Here is a 25,329-nt window from a genome sequence, read left to right on the forward strand (position 1 = left end):
GTGCAGTAGGTTCGATGCCATCACTGCGGCCCGTCCCCAAGGGCCGCACCGCATCCCGCACCCAAAAGGATCCCCATGCGCACACGCAAATCCCTGGGCACCAGCCTGCTCAGCCTCTCCGCCGCAGCCCTGCTCGCCGTCGTCGCCGCCGGCAGCGCCACCGCCTCCCCCGGCGGTGCCGGACGCGCCCCCTCGGGCACTCCGGACGTGGCCAGCCACACCGTGACCGAGGCCGCCGCCGCGGACTACTGGACGCCCGAACGGATGCGCAACGCGATCCCCGGTGACGTGCTGGCCGCCAAGGCCGTGAACCGCGGCGCCGCGAAGGCCGACGCGGGCAAGCCGGTGGAGGTGGGGGCGCCGGCGAAGGTGGAGGGAACCACCCCCACGCTGCAGTCCAAGCAGGTCCAGACCAAGACCAACGCCAGCGAGAACCCCGTCCCGCACATCGGCAAGGTTTTCTTCACCCTGGCCGGCGCCAACTACGTATGCTCCGGCAACTCCGTGACCTCGGCGAACAAGAGCACAGTGTCCACCGCCGGGCACTGCGTCAACGAGGGCCCGGGCGCCTTCGCCACCAACTTCACCTTCGTGCCGGCCTATCTCAACGGGTCGGCACCCTACGGGAAGTGGACGGCCAACGCCCTCTACACCCCCACCCAGTGGAGCTCGGGCGGCGACATGACCTATGACACCGGCTTCGCCGTGATGAACACCCTCAACGGGAAGACCCTCTCCGACGTGGTCGGCGCCTCAGGGGTGCAGTTCAACGCCGCCCGTGGCCTGAGCTACAAGTCCTTCGGCTACCCGGCCGCCGCCCCGTTCAACGGCGAATCGCTCAAGAGCTGCAGCGGCACCGCCAAGAACGATCCGTATAACCCGCAGTTCAACACCCAGGGCATCCCGTGCAACATGACCGGCGGCTCCTCCGGCGGCCCGTGGTTCATCGGCACCAGCTCTTCCGGCTACCAGAACTCGATCAACAGCTACGGCTACGGCAGCAGCTCCACCACCATGTATGGCCCCTACTGGGGCTCGGTCATCCAGCAGGCCTACAGCACCGCCGCAGCCTCCTAAGTACCAGTTCCCCAACTATCCGCGCCCTAGGGAAAGGAAAAGACAGGGCAACGCGGGGTTCCACCGCCGGCCATCCCCCTCGACAGGCCGGCACCGGGACCCCGCGTTCCCGCGTCCGTCGCCGTTCCCCGGCATAACAAACAGCGGCCGTGCCCTTCCCGTCGGGGAAGGGCACGACCGCTGTTTTTATGCAGGCTCCACGAGCCGCCCGGTCTCCCGGGCGGAGGTTCCTAGTGGAAGAAGTGGCGGGCGCCGGTGAAGTACATCGTGATGCCGGCGGCGTTGGCCGCGGCGATGACTTCCTCGTCCCGGACGGAGCCGCCGGGCTGGACGACGGCGCGGACGCCGGCGTCGATCAGGATCTGCAGGCCGTCGGCGAACGGGAAGAACGCGTCCGACGCCGCGACGGCGCCGCGGGCACGCTCCGGCGCCCCGGAGACGTCGAAGCGTTCGAGGCCCCGCCGGCGCCGTCGACGTCGGACTCCACGGAGACGCCCAGGGTGTTGGCCCGTTCGACGGCGAGGCGGCAGGAGTCGAGCCGGTTGACCTGGCCCATGCCGATGCCCACGGCGGCGCCGTCGGCGGCCAGCAGGATGGCGTTGGACTTGGCCGCGCGGCACGCGGTCCACGCGAAGGCGAGGTCGGCGAGGGTCTTCTCGTCGGCGGCCTCACCGGCGGCGAGGGTCCAGTTGGCGGGGTTGTCGCCGTCGGCGTCGACATTGTCCGTGGCCTGGACCAGCATGCCGCCGGAGACCTGGCGGAACTCGGTCGGGTAGCGGCCGTAGCCCTCGGGCAGGGTCAGCAGGCGGATGTTCTTTTTCTTGGAGAGGATCTCCACCGCCTCATCCTCGAAGCCGGGGGCGATGACCACCTCGGTGAAGATGCCGGCGACGGTCCGGGCCATGCCGGCGGTGACGGTGCGGTTGGCCGCGATCACGCCGCCGAAGGCGGAGACGGGGTCGCAGGCGTGGGCCTTGGCGTGCGCGTCGGCGATCGGGTCCGCGGCGTCGGCGGAGCCCACGGCCACGCCGCACGGGTTGGCGTGCTTGATGACCGCGACGGCGGGCTGGTCGAAGTCGAACGCGGCGCGCAGGGCGGCGTCGGCGTCGACGAAGTTGTTGTAGCTCATGGCCTTGCCGTGCACCTGGTCGGCCTGCGCGATGCCGGCCGGGGCGGCCTTGTCCACGTAAAGGGCGGCCTGCTGGTGCGGGTTCTCGCCGTAGCGCAGTACCTCGGAGCGCTCCAGTGCCAGGCCGGCGTAGGCGGGCCAGTCGATGACGCCGTCGCCGTCCTCGTCCAGGAACTGGCTGGCGGTCCAGGTGGCGACGGCGGTGTCGTACGCCGCGGTGTGCGCGAAGGCCTTGGCGGCCAGCCGGCGGCGGGTCTTCAGGTCGAAACCGCCGGCGGCGGCGGCTTCCACGACGGAACCGTAGGCGGCAGGGTCAACCACGATCGTGACGGCGGCGTGGTTCTTCGCGGCCGAGCGCACCATGGCGGGGCCGCCGATGTCGATCTGCTCGACGACGTCGTCCTGCGCGGCGCCGGACTTTACGGTCTCCACGAACGGGTAAAGGTTCACCACCACGAGGTCGAACGGCTCGATGGCCATGTCCTCGAGGGTCTTCATGTGGGCGGGAACGCGGCGGTCGGCGAGGATGCCGCCGTGGACGCGCGGGTGCAGCGTCTTGACCCGGCCGTCGAGCATTTCCGGGGAGCCCGTGACTTCTTCGACTTCCTGCACCGGGATCCCGGCGGCCGCGATTTTCTTGGCGGTGGAGCCGGTGGAGACGATCCGGACGCCGGCGTTGTGCAGGCCCTGGGCGAGCTCCTCCAGGCCGGTCTTGTCGTAGACCGAGATGAGGGCCCGGCGAATGGGGACACGGTCGATGGACACACGCTCATGCTGCGTAAAGCTCACAAAAGTCTCCGTCTTATATCGCGGCGCGGCCGCGGCGGGTGGGGATGCGCCCAGTTTATCGCGTCGGCCCGGACTTCCCCGTCCCGGGACCGCCGCCCAGGCCGAGTGTGAAGCGGCTCCGCGCGCCGGGGCCGGCCACCTCCCCGGCCGTCGGTCCGGGCACGTAGAGTTCTTGCAGGAGGCCAGATATGAACACGTATACCACGGTGCCCAGCGGCGAACAGGTGGTCCAGGAGCTGCCGTGGCGGTGGAAGGTCCAGGGCCGGATTTTCCTGATCGGCGGGCTGGGTTTCATGTTCGACGCCTGGGACGTCACGCTCAACGGCATCCTCATCCCGCTGCTGTCCAAGCACTGGTCGCTCGGCCCCGGGGACGCCGCGTGGATCGGCACCTCCAACCTCATCGGCATGGCCCTCGGCGCCTTCGTCTGGGGCACCATTGCGGACACGATCGGCCGGAAGAAGGCTTTCTCCGCCACGCTGCTGATCTTCTCCATCTTCACCGTCCTCGGCGCGCTCTCCCCCGACTTCACCTGGTTCGTGGTGTTCCGGTTCCTGGCCGGGTTCGGCCTGGGCGGCTGCATCCCGGTGGACTACGCGCTGGTGGGCGAGTTCACGCCGCGGAAGCAGCGCGGCGGGGTCCTCACCGCGATGGACGGCTGGTGGCCGGTGGGGGCCGCCCTGTGCGGCTTCGTCTCCGCCGGGCTGGTGGCGGCGTTCGCGGACTGGCGCCTGACCATGCTGATCATGGTGCTGCCTGCCCTGCTGGTGGTCTGGGTCCGCCGCAGCGTCCCGGAGTCCCCGCTGTTCCTGATCCGGAAGGGGCGCCGCGAGGAGGCGGCCGCCGTGATCGATTCCCTGGTGGCAGCGACCGGCGGCCAGGCCCGGGCGTACAGCCTGCCCGAGCCGCAGGACGTCCCCCGGCTCTCCGCCGGCAGCGCCTGGACCCAGCTGCGCGCGCTGTGGCGCTACGACTGGAAGATCACCACCGCGGCCTGGGCCCTGTTCTTCTCCATCCTGCTGGTCTACTACCTGTCCCTGACCTGGATGCCGCGGATCCTGATCGGCGCCGGGTTCGAGGAGTACAAGGCGTTCCTGACCACGGCCTCGATGGCCGCCGTCGGGCTGCTGGGCGTGGTGGTGGCGGCCCTGCTGGTGGAGCGGACGGGACGCAAATGGATCCTGGCGGTCACCGGCCCGCTCTCGGCCCTGATCCTGGTGGTGGTCGCCGTCGTCGTGGACATCCCCACGGCCGCGGTGTTCTGGCTGCTGCTCTTCGGCTTCGTAGTGCAGGTGGCCATCCCGGTGCTGTACGCCTACGTCTCCGAGCTGTACCCGACCGAGCTGCGCGGCACCGGCTTCGGCTGGGCCTCGACCTTCTCCCGGGTAGGTGCAGGCTTCGGGCCGCTGCTGTTCGCCGCGGTGCTCTGGCCGCAGCTGGGACTGGCCACCTCGTTCGCCCTGGCCGGCGGGCTGGTGCTGGTCTCGGTGCTGTGGATGGCGTTCTTCGCCCCGGAGACCAAGCAGCGCCGGCTGGACTGACACCCTTCCTGCCCCAACTCACTCGCAGCTGAGACCGTTTTCAGCCCCCACAACGTCCTCGGCTGCCAGGCAGTTTGCGACGAATCACCCCGGCTGCCAGCCGTGCGCATAGAGCGCAGCCCGGACCTTGGCGACGGCAGCATGGCCAGACTTCGCCAGGTGACTCTTCGAAATGCGGACCGATGTCCAGCCCGCGGAGGCGAAATCTTCTTCCCGGGCGATGTCCCGGACTACCTGGGCCGCGTCCGAATGGACTGTCTCGCCCTCATACTCCACTGCCACGCGGTGCTCGGGGTAGGACAGGTCCGGTTCACGAACGACGCCGGGCCGAAGAACGGTGGGGGCGTTCAGCTGCGGTTCGGGGAGACCCGCCCGGCCAAGGATCAGGCGCAGTCTCGTCTCCGGTGCCGAATCGGCACCCACGCGCGCGTCCTCCAAGGCCAGCCGCGCTTTGCGGATTCCGGGCGTGCCCTTGTGCCGGTCCAGCATGTCGGCAAGTTCCTCGATGGTTGCGTAGGGTTCGGACCGGCCCTCGAACGAGGGTCGCGGCCGGCGCAGCAGGTGGTCCGCGACGACGGTGATCTCGTCAATACTCATCCGCCGGGAACAGTCCAGCCAGGTCCGGGCCCTGGTGGTGACGAGGGCGCCGTCGACCTCCGTGATCTCGTCGTCGAAGAACTGGCCCACGTGGCCAACCACGCCCCGGCGGCGCGGAATGGCCATGGTGTCCGGCCGGGAGATGTGGACGCCGGGATCGTGAAGCCCCGGATGGAAACCCGGGAAACCCCAGATCCTGAAGGCCGTCGCGTGGGAGGCGGCCGAGAACTCCGTCACGATGGTCAGCGGCCTGACCAGCAGCGGGCTCTCCGTCGGAACACCCGCTGGCACCCGGATGCCGCGACTCGGGACCATAAGGGACCGGTGCTTGAGCCGGCGCCGGCTTGCTCCGGCGTCGACGGCTTCCTGGAACGTGAAGGGCGCGGTACCCAGCGGGGCCGGAAGCGGCCGCGGTGTTTTCATCGACCCATCGTCGCAAAGCCGGGGCCACCCTCGGAGGGTTATCCACAGGCGGGGCTCCGGCCCGCACACTGGCTGTCAGCTGAGGCCGTTCTGAGGCGCCAAAACGGCCCCTGCTGCGAGTTAGTTGGGTGCCGCGGCGGCGAGGTCGCGGAGGGTGGACACCAGCAGTCGCCGTTCCACGGTCTTGATCCGCTCGTGCAGGGTCTCCTCGGTGTCGCCGTCCTCCACCGTGACGGCTTCCTGGGCGATGATCGGGCCGGTGTCCACGCCGGCGTCGGCCCAGTGCACCGTGCAGCCGGTGACCTTGACCCCGTACGCCAGGGCGTCGCGGACGCCGTGCGCGCCGGGGAAGGCCGGCAGCAGCGCCGGGTGGGTGTTGAGGTATTTGCCGTCGAACGCGGCGATGAAGTCGGCGCTGACGATCCGCATGAATCCGGAGGAGACGACGACGTCGGGCCGGTAGGCGGCGACGGCTTCGGTTAGGGCCGCGTTCCAGGCCGCGCGGTCCGGGTAGGCCTTGAAGTCCACCACGAAGGTGGGGATCCCCGCGGCGGCCGAGCGCTCCACCCCGTAGGTCCCGGGACGGTCGGCGCCGACGGCGGCGAGCTCCACGTCCAGGTCACCCGCCCGGACGGCGTCGATGACGGCCTGCAGGTTCGATCCGGTGCCGGAAACAAGGACTACGATGCGCATTGACTTAGCTTAGGCGGCCGCTCGCGTACGCTGGAAACCATGAGTTTTCCCCAGGGCGGCAAGGCCGAGTCGCGGCTGCGAACATTGAACCTCTTCCGCGCCTTTATCGTGGTGGTCCTGGGCTCGTTCTTCGTCTTCCAGCTCGACGTCGCCTACCTGTGGCTGGCCGCGCTGCTCACCCTCTGCGCGGTGGTGCTCGGCGTCGTCCTGCTGGTGCGGGCCCTGAAACTCCGGGAGTCCCGGATGGTGCTCTTCGGGACGATTTCCGGATTGGTGGTTTCCACCGTGATGGTGCTGATGCTGCTGGTCAGTTCCGTGTTCTACACCCAGATCCGCGACTACCAGCAGTGCGCGCGGCAGGCTCTCACCGAGCAGGCGGCCTCCACCTGCCGGGTCACGCTGGAGAAATCCCTGCCGGCCCCGCTCCGCTAGGACACCGGCGTCCGGGCTCAGTTGCTCCGGGCGGACGAGGATGAGGAGGCGGTCGACGCCGAGAGATCCGCTTCCTGCAGCCGCTGCCGGCGTTCCAGCCAAGGGCCGGCAGCGTAGCCGATGACAACGCCGATCCCGGTTTCGGCGGCCACGAACAGCGCCGTCGCCACCGGGTCCGGCCCGATGTCGGTCAGCCGCCCGATCCCGGCCGAGCCGCGGGCCAGCCACGCCAGCCCGGCCGCGAGCGCCCCGGCCACGACGCCGATCAGCGCGCCGAGGACCAGAGTGGAGACGGTGGCGGTGAACCAGCGGGCCTTGACCTTGATGGAGAGCCATTCGTCGAAGTGGTTCTCCCCTTCGCGCAGGAACCACCAGCCGGCCAGGGCTCCGGCCAGGACGGGGACCACCAGCGCCACGAGGGCGTAGTCCAGCGGGCCCGAGGGCAGGGCCGCGAACACGGGGATGGACGGCAGCGGCCCGACGGCGGTGGCCAGCGGCCCGGCCTGGGAGCCGACGCCGAGGGCGAATCCGGACCCGGAGGCCCACGCGAGGGCGAAGACCACCAGGTTGGGCAGGTAGCCCAGCTGCGCGATGGTCAGGGCCGCTCCGCCCACCGGCCCGGCGCCAAGGGCCTCGTAGACGTCGATGATCAGGTTCCAGTGGATCAGCAGGTCCACGGCCAGCAGCGCCGCGGCCATCGCCAGGGTGGCCATCACGGCCACGTACCCGGCCTTGATGGCGGAGCCCAGGTAGGACCCGGCCCAGCGCGAGTGCTGGCTGGTGCGGCTGATCCAGGCGACGGCGTCGACGCCGATCAGCCGGCTCCAGGACCCGGCTTCGCGGCGGGCGCCCACCACCATGCCGAGGGCGTAGGGAATCAGAGGAATGACCGAGGCGGCCCAGAGGCTCACCCCCACCTCGGCGGTGCGGCAGAGGAAGCCGGTGGCGAAACCGAACGCGGCGTAGGTCAGCCAGGACCCGACAAGTGCCTGCCAGAGCTGGTCCGTATAGGAAGCCCGGGCCAGCCGCCGGCCGGCACGCCAGGCGAGCAGGAACGGGATGAGGGTCAGGCCCAGCGGGATCAGGGTGAGGGCGCCGGAGTCCGGGCGGGCGACGGCGTCGGCCCCGACCCCGTTCAGCAGCAGCGGGACACCGTGGATCAGCAGCCAGGCCTGGCCGGCCAGACGGGCCAGGAACTCGAACCCGCTCTCGCGGAAGCCGGCGCCGGCCCAGACGGCCACGATCGGGGCGATCACCACCAGCGCGGAGATCACCGCGGCCTGTGCGGACTCGAGTGCCCCCTGCAGCCACAACGGCATCGGAAGGCCACGGTCCCCGGTCTGATCAGCGCGCAGTTTCATCGTGATCCATCGTGCCACGCGGCGGCGTCCGTCCCGGGTTCCGACAGGCGTCCGGGGCCGTATTCCCGGCGCTTTTTTGGCCCTGCCGCCGTAAAATTGAACTGTCCGCAATCAGTGGTTGGAGGCAGAAAATGACTACCGCATCCCCACATGCACACGGCGTCCATTTCGGACGGACAGACGTCCAGAACGTCGGCATGGGTGTGGGTATTGTCCTCATGGCCGTGGGTGTCCTGGGATTCATCCCCGGCATCACCACGCACTACGGCGAGCTCCGGTTCCTTGGACCGGATTCGAACGCCATGTTCCTCAATCTGTTCCAGGTCTCGATGCTGCTGAACATCGTCCAGTTCGCGATCGGCGGGACCGGCTACGTCATGTCCCGCAACAGCATGGGAGCCCGGAATTACCTGATGGGATTTGGCCTGTTGTACATCATCTTCGCCGTCTACGGGCTGATCGTGGGCGTCGGCTCGGCGGCCAATTTCCTGGCCTTCAACACCATGGATAACTGGACCCACATGGTGCTGGGCGTGGCAATGATTGGCGCCGGCTGGCTGCTCGCACGGCACCTGGCCGAAGACGCAGGTACCCGGTAAACCACCACCGGGAAAGGGAGCCGCGAATGAGGAGCGAGTTCAACTAATCCGATAAGTCGTAGTACCCGCTGGTGCGGGCCCGGGCAGCGTCCCGAAGCCCGCACCAGCCTTCTTTGCCCAAATGCTGGACTTACCCGGCGCCGTCACCCCAGACTGGCCTGACGCACCGTCGCGAAAGGTTGGCCATGCCTGATCTCACGTCCCTCATCCCGTTCTTCGCCGTCGTCGCGGGGGTGATTGTCGTCGTCGCCCTCGTCTGGGTGGCGGTGAAGCTGATGTGGAAGGTGGCGGAGCCGAACGAGGCGCTGATCATCTCCGGCCTGACCCGTGGAACGCTGGAAACCCGGGACGGCATGGACTTCAAGATCGTCACCGGCAAGGGCGCCCTGGTGGTGCCCGGCCTGCAGACGGTCCGGGCCCTCTCGCTGACGCTGAACGAGACCGAGCTGAAGGTCTCCTGCGTGACCTCCCAGGGCATCCAGGTGATAGTCGAGGGCGTGGTGATCTACAAGATCGGCGACGCACCGCCCTTCATCGCCAACGCGGCCCGCCGCTTCCTGGGGCAGCAGCCGAAGATGCAAAGCCAGGTCTACAACGTCTTCGAGGGCCACCTGCGCTCCATCATCGGCAGCATGACCGTGGAGGAGATCATCCGCGAGCGGGACAAGCTGGGCTCCCAGGTCCGCAGCGCCAGCGGCGTGGAGATGGAGAAGCTGGGCCTCGTGGTGGACTCGCTGCAGATCAAGGACCTGCAGGACCCCACCGGCTACATCCAGAACATCGCCAAGCCGCACATCGCCCAGGTCAAGATGGAGGCCCGGATCGCCGAGGCCACGCGCAACCGGGAAGCCGCGGAACGGGAGGCGGAGGCTGCCGCGCAGATCGCGGACGCCCAGAGCCTCTCCGCGATCAAGCAGTCCGAGGCCCAGGCCAACGCCGAACGCGCCCGCGCCAATGCTGCCCAGGCCGGCCCGTTGGCAGACGCCACCGCCCGGCAGCAGGTGGTGGTGCAGGAGACCGAGGTGGCCAAACTGGAGGCGGACCGGGAGGAGCAGAAGCTGCAGACCACCATCCGGAAGCCCGCGGACGCGAAGGCCTACGCCAAACGGACCGAGGCGGAGGGCCAGAAGTCCGCGGACATCAGCGCCGCCGAGGCCCTGGCCCGCCGCACCGAACTCGAGGCCCAGGCCAACGCCCGGCGCACCGAGCTGCAGGCGCAGGCCAACGCCAACGCCGCTGCGGCCGCCGCCGGCGCCACCCGGGTGACCGGCGAGGCGGAGGCCGCGGCCACGAAGGCCCGCGGCGATGCGGCGGCGTCGGCCATCAAGGCCAAGGCCCTCGCCGAGGCGGACGGCATCAAGGCCCGGGGCGAGGCCCTGGGCACCAACCAGGACGCGGTCATCTCCCAGCAGCTCGCGGAGAACATGCCCGGCATTGTCGCCGCGGCCGCGGAGCCGTTCGCGCACGTGGGGCAGCTGACGGTGCTCAACGGCGGCGAAGGCCTGAACCGGATGGTCGGCGGCATCCTCGCCCAGGTGGGCGACTACCTTCCGGCGCTGCGGAGCGCGCTCAAGAACGGCCGCGACGGCGCCCGTGCGGACGGTACCCGGGCGGACGGCACACCCGGACCCCAGGGCCGCCCCGCCCCGAAGCAGCCGACCCCGGGCACCTAGGAACCCAGGATGCCCAGGAACGTCGACCGGAGCCTGACCGGCCGGATCGGCCGGGTCTCCGGCCGGGTAGGTCCGGGGACGCTCGGTGAGGTGATGCTGCCGTTCCGCGGCGGCATCAGCGCCTTCCACGCCCACCCCTTCGACAAGGAAAGCAGCTTCGCGGTGGGCGAGGAGGTCCTGGTGATCTACTACGAACCGCCGCAGACGGTCTACGTGGACGAACTCCCCGAGGTGCTTCGCGGCGGCAGCCGGCCCTGATCCCCGCCTGTTAACCCAGTCTTCCCCCACACGCCACGCCCGCCACCCCGGGCCGTCAGCCGCGGCCCCCACGGTGGAGGGGTGAGGATCGCACTCGTCGCCGAATCATTCCTGCCCCAGATGAACGGGGTCACCCACTCCATCCTGCGGGTCTTGGAGCATCTCCAGGCCCGCGGTGACGAGGTGCTGGTGATCTGCCCCTCCGGCCAGGACACCGGCGTCCCGGACGAGGTCTTCGGGGCCCGGATCCACCGGCTCCCAGCGCTCCCCCTGGCCGGCTACACCAACGTTCGCGTGGCGATGGGAGGCGTGGCCCGGGTCAAGCGAATCCTTGCCGGTTACGCGCCCGACGTCGTCCACCTCGCCTCCCCTTCGTGCTGGGCTGGCGGGCGGTGCAGGCAGCGCACCAGCTCGGCATCCCCACCGTGGCCATTTACCAGACCGAGGTCCCCGGCTATGCGGCCCGCTACGGCGTGCCGTACCTGGAGAACTGGGCGTGGAACCGGGTGGAGCAGATCCACCTGCTGGCCACCCGCACCCTGGTTCCCTCGACCTTCGCGCTGCAGCAGTTCCGCGGCCGGGGTATCCCCAGGGTGCAGATGTGGCGCCGGGGCGTGGACACCGCCCGGTTCCACCCGGCCAAGCGCGACGACGGCTGGCGGGCGGCCGTCGCCCCGGCCGGCGAGCGCATCATCGGCTACGTGGGCCGGCTCGCGGCAGAAAAGCAGGTGGAGGACCTGGCAGTGCTGGCGGACCTCCCCGGGACCCGGCTGGTGATCGTGGGCGACGGCCCGCAGCGGGCCGCCCTCGAGACGGCGCTCCCGGGCGCCGTATTCACCGGGTTCCTGGGCGGCGAAGACCTGGCCCGGACCGTGGCCTCCTTCGACCTGTTCGTCCACCCCGGCGAATTTGAAACCTTCTGCCAGACCATCCAGGAGGCCATGGCGTCGGGTGTACCCGTGGTCGCCACCGGCCGCGGCGGCCCGCTGGACCTGGTGGAGAACTCCCGCACCGGCTGGCTGTACGAACCCGGCGACCTCGCCGGCCTGCGCGCCCGGGTGTCGGACCTGGCAGGCGACGGCGCCAAGCGCCGGGCCTTCGCCGAGGCCGCCCACGCCGCGGTCCAGGGCCGGACCTGGCACGCCCTCGGCGAGGAACTCGTCACCCATTACCGCGAGGCTTCCACCGGCGCACCGGCACCCGCCGGCGCCGCCTCCACCACCCGCCCCGGAAGAGGAGCAACCCTGTGAAAATTTCCGTGATCGGCTGCGGCTACCTCGGCGCCGTGCACGCCGCCACCCTCGCCTCGATGGGCCACAGCGTGGCGGGTATCGACGTCGACGCCGCCAAGGTCGCCCAGCTGGACCGCGGCACCGCGCCCTTCCACGAGCCGGGACTGGACGAGCTGCTGCGCGACGGGAGGGCCAACGGCCGGCTCACCTTCTCCACCAGCTTCGCCGACGCCGCCGGGGCACAGCTGCACTTCCTCTGCGTCGGCACCCCGCAGTCGAAGACCTCGGACGGCGCCGACCTCAGCTTCCTTGTCGCCGCTACCGAAGCCCTACTGCCCTTCCTGGCCCCGGGCTCCGCGGTCGTCGGCAAATCCACCGTCCCGGTGGGAACCGTGGACATGCTCGGCGGCGTGCTGGCCGCCAGGCCGGACGTGCTGCTGGGCTGGAACCCCGAATTCCTGCGCCAGGGCACCGCGGTCAAGGACTCCTTGGTCCCGGACCGGCTGGTGTACGGCGTCCCCGGCGGCGCCGACGCGGCGGACCAGCCGGGCAGCACGGCGGCCGCCGTCGCCGCGGCCCTGGACGCTGTCTACGCCCCGCTGATGACGGCCGGTATCCCCCGGCTGGTCTGCACCTTTGCCACGGCCGAGCTGATCAAGTCCGCCGCCAACGCCTACCTGGCCACGAAACTGAGCTTCATCAACGCCATGGCCGAACTCTGCGAGGCCGCCGGCGGGGACGTCACCGAATTGGGCGCCGCGATGGGCCTGGACCCGCGCATCGGCGGCCGGTATCTGCACGCGGGCCTGGGCTTCGGCGGCGGCTGCCTGCCCAAGGACATCCGCTCGCTCCGCGTCCAGGCCCGGGAGCTGGGAGTGGACTCGGTGGACGACTGGATGGCCACCGTGGACGGGATCAACCGCAACCAGCGCTCCCGCACGGTGGCCGCGGCCCGGGAGCTGTGCGGCGGCAGCCTGGCCGGGCGCCGGGTCACGGTGCTCGGGGCGGCGTTCAAACCGGATACCGACGACATCCGCGACTCCCCCGCCCTGGACGTCGCCCGCCGGCTCGCCGACGACGGCGCCCACGTCACCGTCACCGACCCGGCGGCGGTCAACAACGCCTGGCTGCATCACCCGCAGCTGCGCTTCGAGGCCGGCACGGACGCTGCCCTCGACGGCGCCGAGCTGGTGCTGCTGCTGACCGAATGGGAGCAGTACCGGACCCTTGACCCCCGCGCCGCCGGAGAAAAGGTCCGGCGCCGGGTCCTGCTGGATGCCCGCAACGCGCTCGACGCCGGGGCCTGGACCGCGGCCGGCTGGACCGTGCGGGGGCTCGGCCGGGCCGGGGCCGGGTCCGCCCACGGCGCCGCGGTGCCGCGCTAACGGACGGAACCGGCGTCGGCCCCTATGATCTCTGAGGGGAGGAATCACTTTGCACCAACGTCGGTCTCACAGTCGCGCGGTCCCGGCCGCATGACCATTTCAACGCGCTCCGAAGAGGACGCCCGGCTCCGCGAGGCCATGTCGCTGCTTGCGGCCACCCTCGAATCGACGGCGGACGGGATCCTGGTGGTCAGCGGCGATGGCCGGATCACCTCCGTCAACAACCAGTTCCTCGCCATGTGGGGCGTCCCCCGGGCCCTGGTGGACACCGGCGACGACGAGGCCGTGATGGGCTTCGTCCTGGGCCAGCTCGCGGATCCGGAGGCATTCCTGGCCAAAGTCACCGCCCTCTACGCGGACCCGGAGGCCGAGAGCCACGACGTGCTGTCCTTCCGCGACGGCCGGACCTTCGAACGCTACTCCCGCCCGCAGAAGGTGGGCGACCGGGTGGCCGGCCGCGTCTGGAGCTTCCGCGACGTCAGCCAGGCACGCCGCGACCAGGAACGCATCACCCAGGCCATGGCCGACCTCGCCGCGCAGGCCAGCCAGCTGCGCTCCCTGGCCTTCAACGACCCGCTGACCGGACTCTCCAACCGCCAGCTCTTCAACGACCAGCTGGCCCACGCCCTGGCCGGCCCGTGCGGCACCGCCGTCGACGTGCTGCTCCTGGACCTGGACGACTTCAAGGAAGTCAACGACATCCACGGCCACCATGCCGGGGACCAGATGCTGATCGAGGTGGGCCGCCGGCTCCGCGCCTGCGTCCGCCCCTCCGACGTTGTAGCACGGCTGGGCGGCGACGAGTTCGTGGTGCTGATGGTCGGGTCCCTCGACGCCGACGCCGCGGCGGCCCGGATTGTCGAGTCGCTGAAGGAGCCGCTCTGGGTGGACGGATCCATGCTCCGGCCCAGCCTCAGCCTGGGCCTGGCATCGATCAGCGCCGACGCCACCGACGCGTCCGAGCTGCTGCGCCGGGCGGACATCGCCATGTACGCGGCGAAGGCGGCCGGCAAGAACCGCTACCTGCGCTTCCAACCGGAGATGATGACCGCGCTGCTCGAACGCGCGGACCTCGAGGCCGGGCTGCGCGCCGCCGTCGAACGCGGCGAAATCACCGTCCATTACCAGCCGATCGTCGCCGCACGGCTGGGCCGCGTGGTCAAGGTCGAGGCACTGGCCCGCTGGGAGCGCAACGGTGTCCTGGTGCCGCCGCAGCATTTCATTCCCGCTGCCGAACGCAGCGGCCTGGTGGTGGAAATCGGCACCGAGGTGCTGCTGCGCGGCTGCACCGAACTGCAGCCCTGGCTCGCCGCGGACCCTGCCCGGTCCCTGGCGGTGAACGTCTCCGGCGTGCAGCTGCAGCAGGGCAACGTCCCGGAGCTGCTGCTCTCCACCGCGGCCGCGTGCGGCGTGGACCCGCGCCAGCTGGTGGTCGAGGTGACGGAGAGCGTCTTCTTCGACGACGACTGCCAGGTCCACCGCCAGCTGGTGGAGCTGCGCGGCGCCGGCGTCCGGGTGGCCCTGGACGACTTCGGCACCGGCTACTCCTCCCTGGGCCGGCTGCAGGACCTGCCCGTGGACACCCTGAAGATCGACAAGTCCTTCGTCCAGATGATCCGCACCGGCACCGAGCACCTGCCGATCCTCAACTGCATGATCAGCATGGCCCACGGCCTGGGCCTGACCGTCACTGCGGAGGGCGTCGAGACCCTGCAGCAGGCCCGGTACCTGGTGGAGCGGGGCTGCGATTCGCTGCAGGGCTACATGCTCTCCACCCCGCAGCCGGCGGCGAACCTGCCCGCGGCGCTGGCCCTGGCGGAGGCCGCGGCGGCCGCCCTGCGCGGCGACACCGCGCCCCGGAGGTCCCTGTTACTGTGATTTGGCTCTCATGGCCCTATGATGCTTGAAAGTTGTTGGCCACCGCGCGGCCGGCGGCACTTGACATCAAAAGCCTGGGGGCTGGCATCAACGTGGAACAAGGACTCGCAGAGACCCTGCTGACGCAGGGTCCGGACGCGTTACTGCTGCTAACCACCTCGGGGATCATCTCCTACGTCAATCCCGCGGCCGAACGGCTGTTCGGCTACGAGTCCTGCGACCTGGTGGGCGAGGAGCACACCCGCCTCCTGGCCAAGGACGACCGCGGCGGGTTCCTGCGCATCCTCGGCCGGCTGGGCGGCGACAGCACCTTCGGCATCAAGCCTTTCCCCGGAATCGGGCTGCACCGCAACGGCACCGAGATCCAGCTGGAGCTGACCTGCTCGCTGGTCAGCACCGGTGCCCGGACGTCGGTGGCCGTCGCGGTGCGGGAAACCACCTACCGGGATACCGACGCCGGGCGGCGGCACGCCATCTCCATGCTGGACGCGACGCTGGAGACGACGGCGGACGGCATCGTGGTGGTCTCCAACTCCGGGCAGATCACCGGCGTCAACGAACAGTACCTGCGCCTGTGGGGCATGCCGCGCGAGATCCTGGCCGAGAACGACGCCTACGCGCTGGTGAAGTTCATCGCCACCAAGCTGCAGCACCCGGACTGCTTCAAGGCCAAGGTGGCCGAGCTCTACGCCAACCATGAGCTGCACAGCCAGGACGTGCTGGAATTCCAGGACGGCCGCACGGTGGAGCTGGACTCGCGGCCGCAGAAGGTGGCCGGCGAGGTGGTGGGCCGGATCTGGAACTTCCGCGACGTCACCTCCCGGACCGTCGCGGAGGACCAGGCCAGGCGGGCGCTGCAGGAGCTGGCGCAGCAGGCGGACCAGCTCAAGGCCCTCGCGTTCCAGGACCCGCTGACCGGCCTGGCCAACCGCATGCTCTTCAACGAGCGGGCCTCCGCCGCGCTGGACTCCACCGGATCCGTGGCCGTGCTGCTGCTGGACCTGGACGACTTCAAAGAAGTCAACGACATCCTGGGCCACCACGCGGGCGACCAGATGCTGATCGAAGTCGCCCGCCGGCTGCAGAACTGCGTGGGCCCCCACGGCACGGTGGCCCGGCTGGGCGGCGACGAGTTCGTGGTGCTGCTGGAGGGCTGCGGGGACTCCGACGCCGTCGCCCAGAGGATCGTGAGTACCCTCAATGCCCCGGTCACCATCGAGGGCGCCTTGCTGCGTCCCAGCCTGAGCCTGGGGGTGGCCAAGCGCGCGGCGGACAAGGTGTCCTCCGCGGAGCTGCTGCGGCAGGCCGATGTCGCCATGTATGCGGCCAAGGAGGCCGGGAAGAACTGCTACGTGCACTTCCAGCCGGAGATGCTGGCCACCCTGATGGAACGCACCCAGCTGACCGCGGGGTTGCGCCAGGCGGTGGAGCTGGGCCAGATCAAGGTGTTCTTCCAGCCGGTGGTCTCCGCCAACCGGCGCGAGGTGGTGCAGTTCGAGGCACTGGCCCGCTGGGAGCGCGACGGCGTGATCATGGCCCCGGACACCTTCATCCAGACCGCCGAACGCAGCGGACTGATCCGGGACATCGGGGCGGAGGTGCTGCGGCAGAGCTGCGCGGAGCTCCAGCCGTGGCTCGCCGAGGATCCGGGCCGGACCCTGGCCGTGAACGTTTCCGGCGTGCAGTTGCAGCATAAGGACTTCGGCGAACGGGTGCTGGACATCGCCGCCTGGAGCAACGTGGACCCGCACCAGCTGGTCCTGGAGGTCACCGAGAGTGTCTTCTTCGATCCCGCCTCGCACGTGATTGCCCAGCTCAGCCACCTGCGCGCGGCCGGTATCCGGGTGGCGCTGGACGACTTCGGCACCGGGTACTCCTCGCTGGGGCGGCTGCAGGAACTGCCGGTGGACGCGGTGAAGATCGACAAGTCGTTCGTTTCCATGCTGCGCACCGGGGAGGAGCGGCTGCCCATCCTGACCTCGATGATCCACATGGCGCACAGCCTGGGCCTGCGGGTCACCGCGGAAGGGATCGAGACCCCCGCCCAGGGCCGGTACCTGATCGAGCACGAGTGCGACGCCCTGCAGGGCTACCTGTTCTCACGGCCCGCGCCGGGGACGCAGCGGGACGCTTCCCTTGCGCAGTCGGTGGAGGCCATCGAATCACTGCTGGAACCGCTTGTCGTGTACTAAGGCGGCGCCGCCGGGGCCGCGTGTCCGGGACTCCGGACGACACATTCGGGGCCTTTGGAAATATGCGTCGCGGCGTGAAGCCGGTATGCCGCCTGGCGCATATGATGGGGCGGATATTTATCGAATCATTTGCTTCCGGGGGGACAGCATCACTATGGACTCAGCATTCGCACACACCGTGTTGGACCACAGCCCGGACGCGTTGCTGCTGCTTGCCCCCGACGGCTCCATCGCCTTCCTGAACCGCGCCGCGGAGCGGCTCTTCGGCTACCCGCGGGCGCAGCTGCTGGGCGCCGATTACAGCCTCCTGCTGGCCGAAACCTCGCGTGAGGGCCTGCACGCCACCGTCTCCAGGGTGCTCGCGGGAACGCACGACGGCGGCGCGTCCGGGGGTGCGGCCCCGCTGTTCGCCGGTGAAGGCCGCCGCGCGGACGCCGCCGAGTTCCCGGTGGAGATCACCGTGGCCGCGCTGCCCGGCGGCGGCCAGGCCGCCGTCGCGCTCTCCGCCCGGGCCGCCGCACCCCGTGCAACCGGAACCCAGAACGCGTCCCGGGCGGCGCAGGGCCACTCCGCGTCCGGCCGCCCGGCCGGCCTGGACTCCCAACTGGTACCCGGCACCACCGGGATCCTGCCGCGGCTGACCCCGGTGGAGCACGACGACCAGCTCAAGGCCGCCGTCCTCCGCGACACCCTGACCGGCCTGCCCAACGGCACCCTGTTCAACGAGCGCCTGGCCGCGGCCCTGCGCCGCAAGGACTCTGTGGACGTTGTGATCATTAACGTGGACGACTTCCGCACCTACAACGACATGCTGGGCCGCTCCGCCGCGGACGAGCTGCTGGTGGAGGTCGCCAGCCGGCTGAGGAACTGCATCCGCCCGCACGACACCGTGGCCCGGCTGGGCGGCGACGAGTTCGTGGTGCTGCTGACGGACTGCCACAGCATCTCTGCGGTCGCCAAGCGGATCTCGGACTCGCTGTACACCCCGGCACGGATCGGCGGGTCCACGGTCCGGCCCGCGGTGAGCATGGGGATGGCGTCCCGGACGGCGCAGAACCACGATGGCGCGGAACTGCTGCGGCAGGCCGACTCGGCCCTGAGCGCGGCGAAGGCCGCCGGGAAGAACACCTGGCTGGAGTTCCGGCCGGAAATGCTCGCGACGCCCACGCACCAGTCCGGCGGCGAGACCGGGCTGCGCCAGGCCGTGGAGCTGGGCCAGATCTCGGTGCACTACCAGCCGGTGGTCTCCCCGGCCTCGGTGCCGTGGTCCAGTTCGAGGCGTTCGCCCGCTGGGAGCGGCACGGCAAGCTGGTGCCGCCGAACCAGTTCCTGCCGGTGGCCGAGCAGAGCGGACTGATCCGGGAGATCGGCGACGAGGTGATGCGCCGGGCCTGCGCCGAGATCCGCCCGTGGCTGGCTGGCGACGCCGCCTACAGCGTGGCCGTGAACGTCTCCGGCCTGCAGTTCCAGCAGCGCGACTTCGCCGGTGACGTGCTCGGCATTGCCGCCTCCACCGGGGTGAACCCGCGGCAGCTGATGCTCGAGCTGACCGAGAGCGTGTTCTTCGACGCCGACTCGGACGTCATCCGCCAGCTGCACCAGCTGCGCGAGGCGGGCGTCCGGATCGCCATGGACGACTTCGGTACCGGGTACTCTTCGCTGGGCCGGCTCCGGGAGCTGCCGCTGGACCAGGTCAAGATCGACCGGTCCTTTGTGGCCATGATCAAGACCGGCAAGGAGCACCTGCCGTTCTTCCGGACCATGATCAACGCCGCGCAGGCCCTGGGCCTGAAGGTCACGGCCGAGGGCATCGAGACCCCGGCGCAGGCCAAGTACCTGATGGACCTCGGCTGCGACGCGCTGCAGGGCTACCTGTTCGCGAAGCCGGCGCCGGCCAGTGACCTGGCCGGCACCATGGGCAGCGCCCTGGACGCCATCGACACCGTCGAGGCGGCCGGCTAGGCCCTCCCCGGTCCGGCTTAGGCCACTTCTGGTTCAGGCCCGCGCCCCGGGTCAGCTGCCCTTCGGGGCCACCATGGCCTCGCTGCGGTCCCACAGCTGCCGCGCCAGCGCGCCGTCGTACGCCAGCTTGTTGGCCTTCGAGAGCGCCCGCTTGGCGTAGTACCCGCCGGAGGTCCAGTCCGTCCCCGGGTGCCGTTGGCCAGCCAGACGAGGGTGTCCGCGCCCTGTTCCGGGGTCAGCATGAAGCGCTTGAGGAAGCTGGTGTACGCCACCCGCATGGGGCTGGTGGACTCGGCCGCGAAGTTGGTGGCGACGCCGCCGGGGTGGAACGCCGCGGTCGAGATCCCGGCGTCGTGGTAGCGGCGGTGCAGTTCGCTGGTGAAGAGAATGTTGGCGAGCTTGGCGTTGCCGTAGGCCCGGTTAGTCGAATACTTACGCTCCGCGTCCAGGTCTTGGATGTCGAAGCGGGCGAAGATCGAGTTGGCCACGCTGGAGGTGTTGATGACCTTCGCGCGGCTGGCGGTCAGCACGTCGAGCAGTTCCGTGGTGAGCAGGAACGGGGCCAGGTGGTTGACCTGAAACGTCTTCTCGTGGCCGTCCACGGTGAGCTGCCGATCCCCCATGATGCCGCCGGCGTTGTTGGCCAGCACGTCGATCCGCGGGTACTTCTCCCTCAGCTCCGCGGCGAGCCGGCGGACCTGGCCCAGCTCGGCGAAGTCGGCCACGAAGTGGTCGGCGCCGATTTCCCCGGCAATCTGCGCCGTTTTCGCGGCGGAACGCCCCACGACGACGACGTTCTCGCCCTGCGCTGCCAGGGTCCGGGCCGCGGATGCGCCGATCCCGTCGCTGGCGCCGGTGATGATGATGGTCCGTGCACTCAAGGTGGCCTCCCGTGGCTGTTGCTGTCTGGTGTTACTCAAGGGTAGTCAACGCGCGGGGCTTCTGGGCTGTTCCGGAACAGGTAGTCCGGTCGGTGGATCCAAGAGGTCCACCGCGCGGGGCAAGTAGTCGGTACGCCTGACGTAGGGCCGATCCGCTCATAGCCTGAAGGCTAGTGGGAGTACCGGGCCCGCCCGGACACGAGAGAAGGGATCATCGTGCGCTCAGCCCTCACATTGCTCGGTCTGACTGGGGGGAAACCGGTCGTCAGGGCAAACCGTCACCAGCAGCTGTCTGTCGCTGCCCTCACCCTGGAGAGGGTGGTCCCATGAAGCACCGCTCAGTCCCCTGGATCGTCTGCCTGGTAGCCGCCGCTGTGCTCTCCAGCAGTGCCCTGCCCACAGCCGCGCCGGGTCCGGCCGCGGCACCGCCCCCGGAGGTCTCCAGCGACGCAGGAGCGAACGCGCCCGCGCCCATGAGTGGCGCGCTCGGCGGCGGGCCGGATGCGCCTCAGGCCGTCGGCGCGGCGCCGGCCGTGATGCCGCCCGCCCCCGCGGCCATCAAGGCTCCCGCGGCGGACTCCATGGCCGCCCCGGCGGTGGCGGCTCCCCTCCCCCGAACCCGGTGGGTGTTCCCGGGAGCTGGAATCTGGTCTTCAACGACGACTTCAACTCCCTGAACACCGCGGCCTGGACACCATACTGGTTCGATGACTGCGATCTGAAGTCGGTCAAGAACAATGTGAAGACCTGTTCCAGCAACGTCCGGATCGCCAACGGCGAGGCCGTGCTGCAGCTCAGCGACGTCTCCTCGGGGGCGCTGCTCTCAACCAACCCGAACGACGGCGTAGCCGGGCATACGGGCTTCCAGTTCACCACCGGCTACGCGGAAGCCCGGATCTTCTTCCCGGGCACCTGCGAGACCAGCATCAGGAACTGGGGCGCCTGGTGGACCGCCGGCCAGGCCTATCCCTCCACAGGGGAAATCGACATCGCCGAACCTCTCGCCGGGGACATGTGGAGCGTCTACCACTCGGCGGCGTGGAAGAAGAGCCGGGTTGTTCCCGGGTGTTGGGCCGGCGGCTATCACACCTACGGGGTGCTGCGTAAGCCGGGCGCCAACGAGGTGTACTACGACGGCGTGCTGGTCCACTCGTACGCCACCAGCGACAACGTCAGCCCGCACTACCTCCTGCTGAACATCGGGGTGTGGCGGGGCGCCAGGATCCTAGGGGAGGCCGGCGCGATGCGGGTGGACTACGTCCGGGTCTGGGAGTGACCGGCGTTTACGGCTGAACCCTGTATGGGTGGCTTAGTGGGAGAGCCTCCAACCGTGTGGTTGGAGGCTCTCGACCTAATGGTTGTCCGGCGGTGACCTACTCTCCCACACCCTCCCGGGTGCAGTACCATCGGCGCTGTGGGTCTTAGCTTCCGGGTTCGGAATGGGACCGGGCGTTTCCCCCACGCTATGACCGCCGTAACCCTGTTACCTGGACCGAACCCCTGCGGGGTTGGCGGGAAATCTATTGTGGTTACAACTCTGCTTTTTAGGGCAGTGTGGTGTTGTATTCAATTATGGTTTGGTTCCGTGCAACGCAACGTACCCGTGGTGGGTTTGTTGGTTGGGAACCACATAGTGGACGCAAGCAGTCTTGTTCTTCATACCCACCCCGCGGTGTTCCAGTCGATGCTGGCGGGGGTGGTGTGTGGTGTAAGTTATCGGCCTATTAGTACCGGTCAGCTTCACGAGTCTTTAGTCCTCGCTTCCACATCCGGCCTATCAACCCAGTGGTCTGGCTGGGGGCCTCTCACACACAAGGTGTATGGAAATCTCATCTTGAAGCGAGCTTCCCGCTTAGATGCTTTCAGCGGTTATCCCATCCGAACGTAGCTAATCAGCGGTGCACTTGGCAGTACAACTGACACACCAGAGGTTCGTCCGTCCCGGTCCTCTCGTACTAAGGACAGCCCTTCTCAAATTTCCTGCGCGCGCAGCGGATAGGGACCGAACTGTCTCACGACGTTCTAAACCCAGCTCGCGTACCGCTTTAATGGGCGAACAGCCCAACCCTTGGGACCTACTCCAGCCCCAGGATGCGACGAGCCGACATCGAGGTGCCAAACCATGCCGTCGATATGGACTCTTGGGCAAGATCAGCCTGTTATCCCCGAGGTACCTTTTATCCGTTGAGCGACGGCCATTCCACAATGTACCGCCGGATCACTAGTCCCGACTTTCGTCCCTGCTCGAGATGTCTCTCTCACAGTCAAGCTCCCTTGTGCACTTACACTCGACACCTGATTGCCAACCAGGCTGAGGGAACCTTTGGGCGCCTCCGTTACTTTTTAGGAGGCAACCGCCCCAGTTAAACTACCCATCAGGCACTGTCCCTGACCCGGATTACGGGCCGAAGTTAGATGTCCAAAGTGACCAGAGTGGTATTTCAACGATGACTCCACCCGAACTGGCGTCCGGGCTTCAACGTCTCCCACCTATCCTACACAAGCCACTCCGAACACCAATACCAAACTATAGTAAAGGTCTCGGGGTCTTTCCGTCCTGCTGCGCGTAACGAGCATCTTTACTCGTACTGCAATTTCGCCGAGTTTATGGTTGAGACAGCGGGGAAGTCGTTACTCCATTCGTGCAGGTCGGAACTTACCCGACAAGGAATTTCGCTACCTTAGGATGGTTATAGTTACCACCGCCGTTTACTGGGGCTTAAATTCTCAGCTTCGCCTTGCGGCTAACCGGTCCTCTTAACCTTCCAGCACCGGGCAGGAGTCAGTCCGTATACATCGTCTTGCGACTTCGCACGGACCTGTGTTTTTAGTAAACAGTCGCTTCCCCCTGGTCTCTGCGGCCCCGCCACGCTCCGGACAGCAAGTGTCCATCACGATAGGGGCCCCCCTTCTCCCGAAGTTACGGGGGCATTTTGCCGAGTTCCTTAACCATAATTCTCTCGATCGCCTTAGTATTCTCTACCTGATCACCTGTGTCGGTTTGGGGTACGGGCGGCTAAAACCTCGCGTCGATGCTTTTCTCGGCAGCATAGGATCACCGGATCCCCCCATACGGGGGTCCCATCGGGTCTCAGGCATCATGAACAGCGGATTTGCCTACCGTTCGCCCTACATCCTTAGACCGGGGCAACCATCGCCCGGCCCGGCTACCTTCCTGCGTCACACCTGTTAATACGCTTGCCTCCCAGGATCAGGTCCCGCGCTCCACCAAAACCCTCACACCACAAGGGTGATCGGGCAGGTCTCGGGCGGTTAGTATCCCCCTGTTCAACATGGGCGGTTTTTCGCCGGTACGGGAATATCAACCCGTTGTCCATCGACTACGCCTGTCGGCCTCGCCTTAGGTCCCGACTTACCCAGGGCAGATTAGCTTGACCCTGGAACCCTTGATCATCTCGGCGGACGGGTTTCTCACCCGTCTTTCGCTACTCATGCCTGCATTCTCACTCGTGTAGGCTCCACCGCTGGTTTACACCGCGACTTCACTGCCCACACGACGCTCCCCTACCCATCCAGACGCCTGAACCACAAGGGCTTAGCAAAAATCTGAATGCCACAACTTCGGCGGTGTACTTGAGCCCCGCTACATTGTCGGCGCGGAATCACTTGACCAGTGAGCTATTACGCACTCTTTTAAGGATGGCTGCTTCTAAGCCAACCTCCTGGTTGTCTTCGCAACTCCACATCCTTTCCCACTTAGCACACGCTTAGGGGCCTTAGTTGGTGGTCTGGGCTGTTTCCCTCTCGACTATGAAGCTTATCCCCCACAGTCTCACTGCTGCGCTCTCACTTACCGGCATTCGGAGTTTGGCTGACGTCAGTAACCTTGTAGGGCCCATTAGCCATCCAGTAGCTCTACCTCCGATAAGAAACACGCAACGCTGCACCTAAATGCATTTCGGGGAGAACCAGCTATCACGAAGTTTGATTGGCCTTTCACCCCTACCCACAGCTCATCCCCTCCATTTTCAACTGAAGTGGGTTCGGTCCTCCACGACGTCTTACCGTCGCTTCAACCTGGCCATGGGTAGATCACTTCGCTTCGGGTCTAGATCACGCCACTGCAACGCCCTATTCAGACTCGCTTTCGCTACGGCTTCCCCACACGGGTTAACCTCGCGACGTAACACTAACTCGCAGGCTCATTCTTCAAAAGGCACGCCGTCACAACTACAAGGCTGCTCCGACGGATTGTAAGCACACGGTTTCAGGTACTGTTTCACTCCCCTCCGGGGTACTTTTCACCTTTCCCTCACGGTACTGGTCCGCTATCGGTCATTAGGGAGTATTTAGGCTTATCAGGTGGTCCTGACAGATTCGCACGGGATTTCTCGGGCCCCGTGCTACTTGGGATACTCTCCAGGCGGCGTAAAAACATTTCGGTTACGGGGCTCACACCCTCTCTGGCCGGCCTTTCAAGACCGTTCACCTATGCCCACGCTCTCACCCCACTGTCCCGGCAGAGACAGAACGGAAAGTCCCACAACCCCGACCATGCAACGCCCGCCGGCTATCACACATGGAACGGTTTAGCCTGATCCGCGTTCGCTCGCCACTACTAACGGAATCACTATTGTTTTCTCTTCCTGCGGGTACTGAGATGTTTCACTTCCCCGCGTTCCCTCCACGCACCCTATGTGTTCAGATGCGGGTCACCAGGCAACTCGCGCCCCTGGCGGGGTTTCCCCATTCGGACACCCTGGGATCACAGTCCGGTTATCGACTCCCCCAGGCTTATCGCAGATTCCTACGTCCTTCTTCGGCTCCTAATGCCAAGGCATCCACCGTGTGTCTCTTAAAAACTTGACCACAAAAGATCAAGGAGTAATTTCGAGAGAACCACAGAAACCAACCACACCACAACAACACCACCCCGAAGGGTGACACCATCGAGCGCAGCCAGATCCAGGTTCATATTCTTGGAAATTGCTTCTTATAAAAGATGCTCGCGTCCACTATGTAGTTCTCAAACAACAACCCCGTACCACACACCCCACACACCAACCCCCAGCCCGAAAGCAGAAGGTCGACAGCGTCCAGGGCGTCGCAGCCAGGAAACCAGAAACACACAAGCCCCACACCCCGCACCCAACCCCCACAAACGAGGGACAGACACAGAACATGGTCCTGTTGTCTCAGGACCCAACAGTGTGCCAAACACTACCCACCAGGAATCCCACCGAAGCGTTCCAGGAACACCCACCCC

17 protein-coding genes, 2 rRNA genes and 3 pseudogenes are annotated in these 25,329 nt (G+C 67.7%); 15 read left to right on the top strand and 7 right to left on the bottom strand.

Annotated features, from left to right (window positions below):
- Window positions 1-75: 75 nt before the first annotated feature.
- Window positions 76-1,077 carry a trypsin-like serine peptidase gene (locus ACRQ5B_RS01930; protein ID WP_432396387.1) on the top strand — a complete coding sequence of 334 codons (1,002 nt, stop codon included), beginning with the start codon at window positions 76-78 and terminating at the stop codon, window positions 1,075-1,077.
- Window positions 1,078-1,307: 230 nt separating this feature from the next.
- Here the strand turns inward: ACRQ5B_RS01930 and purH are convergent.
- Window positions 1,308-2,995, bottom strand: a pseudogene (gene purH / locus ACRQ5B_RS01935) (bifunctional phosphoribosylaminoimidazolecarboxamide formyltransferase/IMP cyclohydrolase).
- A gap of 188 nt (window positions 2,996-3,183) precedes the next feature.
- Here purH and ACRQ5B_RS01940 point away from each other — a divergent pair.
- The gene (locus ACRQ5B_RS01940) at window positions 3,184-4,536 is read left to right on the top strand and encodes an MFS transporter (protein WP_432396390.1); all 1,353 of its coding nucleotides are present in this window, start codon (window positions 3,184-3,186) and stop codon (window positions 4,534-4,536) included.
- An 84-nt stretch (window positions 4,537-4,620) separates the two neighbouring features.
- Here ACRQ5B_RS01940 and ACRQ5B_RS01945 read toward each other — a convergent pair whose 3' ends face one another.
- Window positions 4,621-5,556, bottom strand: coding sequence for a hypothetical protein (locus ACRQ5B_RS01945; RefSeq protein WP_432396393.1), 936 nt, complete (start codon window positions 5,554-5,556; stop codon window positions 4,621-4,623).
- Window positions 5,557-5,676: 120 nt separating this feature from the next.
- The gene (gene purN, locus ACRQ5B_RS01950; RefSeq protein ID WP_432396396.1) at window positions 5,677-6,249 is read right to left on the bottom strand and encodes a phosphoribosylglycinamide formyltransferase; all 573 of its coding nucleotides are present in this window, start codon (window positions 6,247-6,249) and stop codon (window positions 5,677-5,679) included.
- Between the two features lie 39 nt (window positions 6,250-6,288).
- Between purN and ACRQ5B_RS01955 the strand changes: the two genes are divergently transcribed.
- On the top strand, window positions 6,289-6,681 hold the full coding sequence (locus ACRQ5B_RS01955; RefSeq protein WP_432396398.1) for a hypothetical protein: 393 nt from the start codon (window positions 6,289-6,291) through the stop codon (window positions 6,679-6,681).
- Between the two features lie 17 nt (window positions 6,682-6,698).
- On the opposite strand, the gene ACRQ5B_RS01960 is transcribed toward ACRQ5B_RS01955, so the two are convergent.
- On the bottom strand, window positions 6,699-8,042 hold the full coding sequence (locus ACRQ5B_RS01960) for a cell division protein PerM (protein WP_432396401.1): 1,344 nt from the start codon (window positions 8,040-8,042) through the stop codon (window positions 6,699-6,701).
- 197 nt (window positions 8,043-8,239) lie between these two features.
- Between ACRQ5B_RS01960 and ACRQ5B_RS01965 the strand changes: the two genes are divergently transcribed.
- The 10 genes and pseudogenes from ACRQ5B_RS01965 (at window position 8,240) to ACRQ5B_RS02010 (ending at window position 19,221) form a co-directional block, all read left to right on the top strand.
- Entirely contained in the window at window positions 8,240-8,641 is a 402-nt protein-coding gene (locus ACRQ5B_RS01965; RefSeq protein ID WP_432396404.1) for a DUF4383 domain-containing protein, read from the top strand.
- A 185-nt stretch (window positions 8,642-8,826) separates the two neighbouring features.
- On the top strand, window positions 8,827-10,314 hold the full coding sequence (locus tag ACRQ5B_RS01970; protein WP_432396407.1) for a flotillin family protein: 1,488 nt from the start codon (window positions 8,827-8,829) through the stop codon (window positions 10,312-10,314).
- A gap of 9 nt (window positions 10,315-10,323) precedes the next feature.
- Window positions 10,324-10,572, top strand: a complete 249-nt coding sequence (locus ACRQ5B_RS01975; protein WP_432396409.1) for a hypothetical protein — start codon at window positions 10,324-10,326, stop codon at window positions 10,570-10,572.
- Between the two features lie 120 nt (window positions 10,573-10,692).
- Window positions 10,693-10,956: pseudogene (locus ACRQ5B_RS01980) on the top strand (glycosyltransferase); the annotation flags it as partial.
- Window positions 10,957-10,997: 41 nt separating this feature from the next.
- Window positions 10,998-11,822 (top strand): glycosyltransferase, encoded by an 825-nt coding sequence (locus tag ACRQ5B_RS01985; RefSeq protein WP_432396412.1) that lies wholly within the window; start codon window positions 10,998-11,000, stop codon window positions 11,820-11,822.
- Complete coding sequence (locus tag ACRQ5B_RS01990) at window positions 11,819-13,189, top strand: UDP-glucose dehydrogenase family protein (RefSeq protein ID WP_432396415.1); 1,371 nt, start codon at window positions 11,819-11,821, stop codon at window positions 13,187-13,189. The genes ACRQ5B_RS01985 and ACRQ5B_RS01990 overlap by 4 nt, the downstream gene beginning before the upstream one ends.
- 90 nt (window positions 13,190-13,279) lie before the next feature.
- Window positions 13,280-15,067: a putative bifunctional diguanylate cyclase/phosphodiesterase gene (locus ACRQ5B_RS01995; protein ID WP_432396418.1), complete on the top strand. Its 1,788-nt coding sequence runs from the start codon at window positions 13,280-13,282 to the stop codon at window positions 15,065-15,067.
- Window positions 15,068-15,159: 92 nt separating this feature from the next.
- Complete coding sequence (locus ACRQ5B_RS02000; RefSeq protein ID WP_432396421.1) at window positions 15,160-17,259, top strand: EAL domain-containing protein; 2,100 nt, start codon at window positions 15,160-15,162, stop codon at window positions 17,257-17,259.
- Between the two features lie 154 nt (window positions 17,260-17,413).
- Window positions 17,414-18,616 carry a diguanylate cyclase domain-containing protein gene (locus tag ACRQ5B_RS02005; protein ID WP_432396423.1) on the top strand — a complete coding sequence of 401 codons (1,203 nt, stop codon included), beginning with the start codon at window positions 17,414-17,416 and terminating at the stop codon, window positions 18,614-18,616.
- The gene (locus tag ACRQ5B_RS02010; protein ID WP_432396425.1) at window positions 18,523-19,221 is read left to right on the top strand and encodes an EAL domain-containing protein; all 699 of its coding nucleotides are present in this window, start codon (window positions 18,523-18,525) and stop codon (window positions 19,219-19,221) included. The genes ACRQ5B_RS02005 and ACRQ5B_RS02010 overlap by 94 nt, the downstream gene beginning before the upstream one ends.
- 51 nt (window positions 19,222-19,272) lie before the next feature.
- On the opposite strand, the pseudogene ACRQ5B_RS02015 reads toward ACRQ5B_RS02010, so the two are convergent.
- Window positions 19,273-20,102, bottom strand: a pseudogene (locus ACRQ5B_RS02015) (SDR family NAD(P)-dependent oxidoreductase).
- 326 nt (window positions 20,103-20,428) lie between these two features.
- Between ACRQ5B_RS02015 and ACRQ5B_RS02020 the strand changes: the two are divergent.
- Together ACRQ5B_RS02020 and ACRQ5B_RS02025 are read left to right on the top strand one after the other, a co-directional pair.
- Entirely contained in the window at window positions 20,429-20,779 is a 351-nt protein-coding gene (locus ACRQ5B_RS02020) for a hypothetical protein (RefSeq protein ID WP_432396428.1), read from the top strand.
- A complete protein-coding gene (locus ACRQ5B_RS02025) occupies window positions 20,725-21,378 on the top strand; it encodes a glycoside hydrolase family 16 protein (protein WP_432396431.1) in 654 nt (217 codons plus the stop codon). Before ACRQ5B_RS02020 ends, ACRQ5B_RS02025 begins: the two co-directional genes overlap by 55 nt.
- 84 nt (window positions 21,379-21,462) lie before the next feature.
- Here ACRQ5B_RS02025 and rrf read toward each other — a convergent pair.
- Together rrf and ACRQ5B_RS02035 are read right to left on the bottom strand one after the other, a co-directional pair.
- Window positions 21,463-21,579 (bottom strand): 5S ribosomal RNA (gene rrf / locus ACRQ5B_RS02030).
- 226 nt (window positions 21,580-21,805) lie between these two features.
- A 23S ribosomal RNA gene (locus ACRQ5B_RS02035) occupies window positions 21,806-24,932 on the bottom strand.
- Window positions 24,933-25,329 lie beyond the last annotated feature (397 nt).

The sequence above is a fragment of the Pseudarthrobacter sp. L19 genome, assembly GCF_050859435.1.
In the GTDB taxonomy this organism is placed as follows: domain Bacteria; phylum Actinomycetota; class Actinomycetes; order Actinomycetales; family Micrococcaceae; genus Arthrobacter.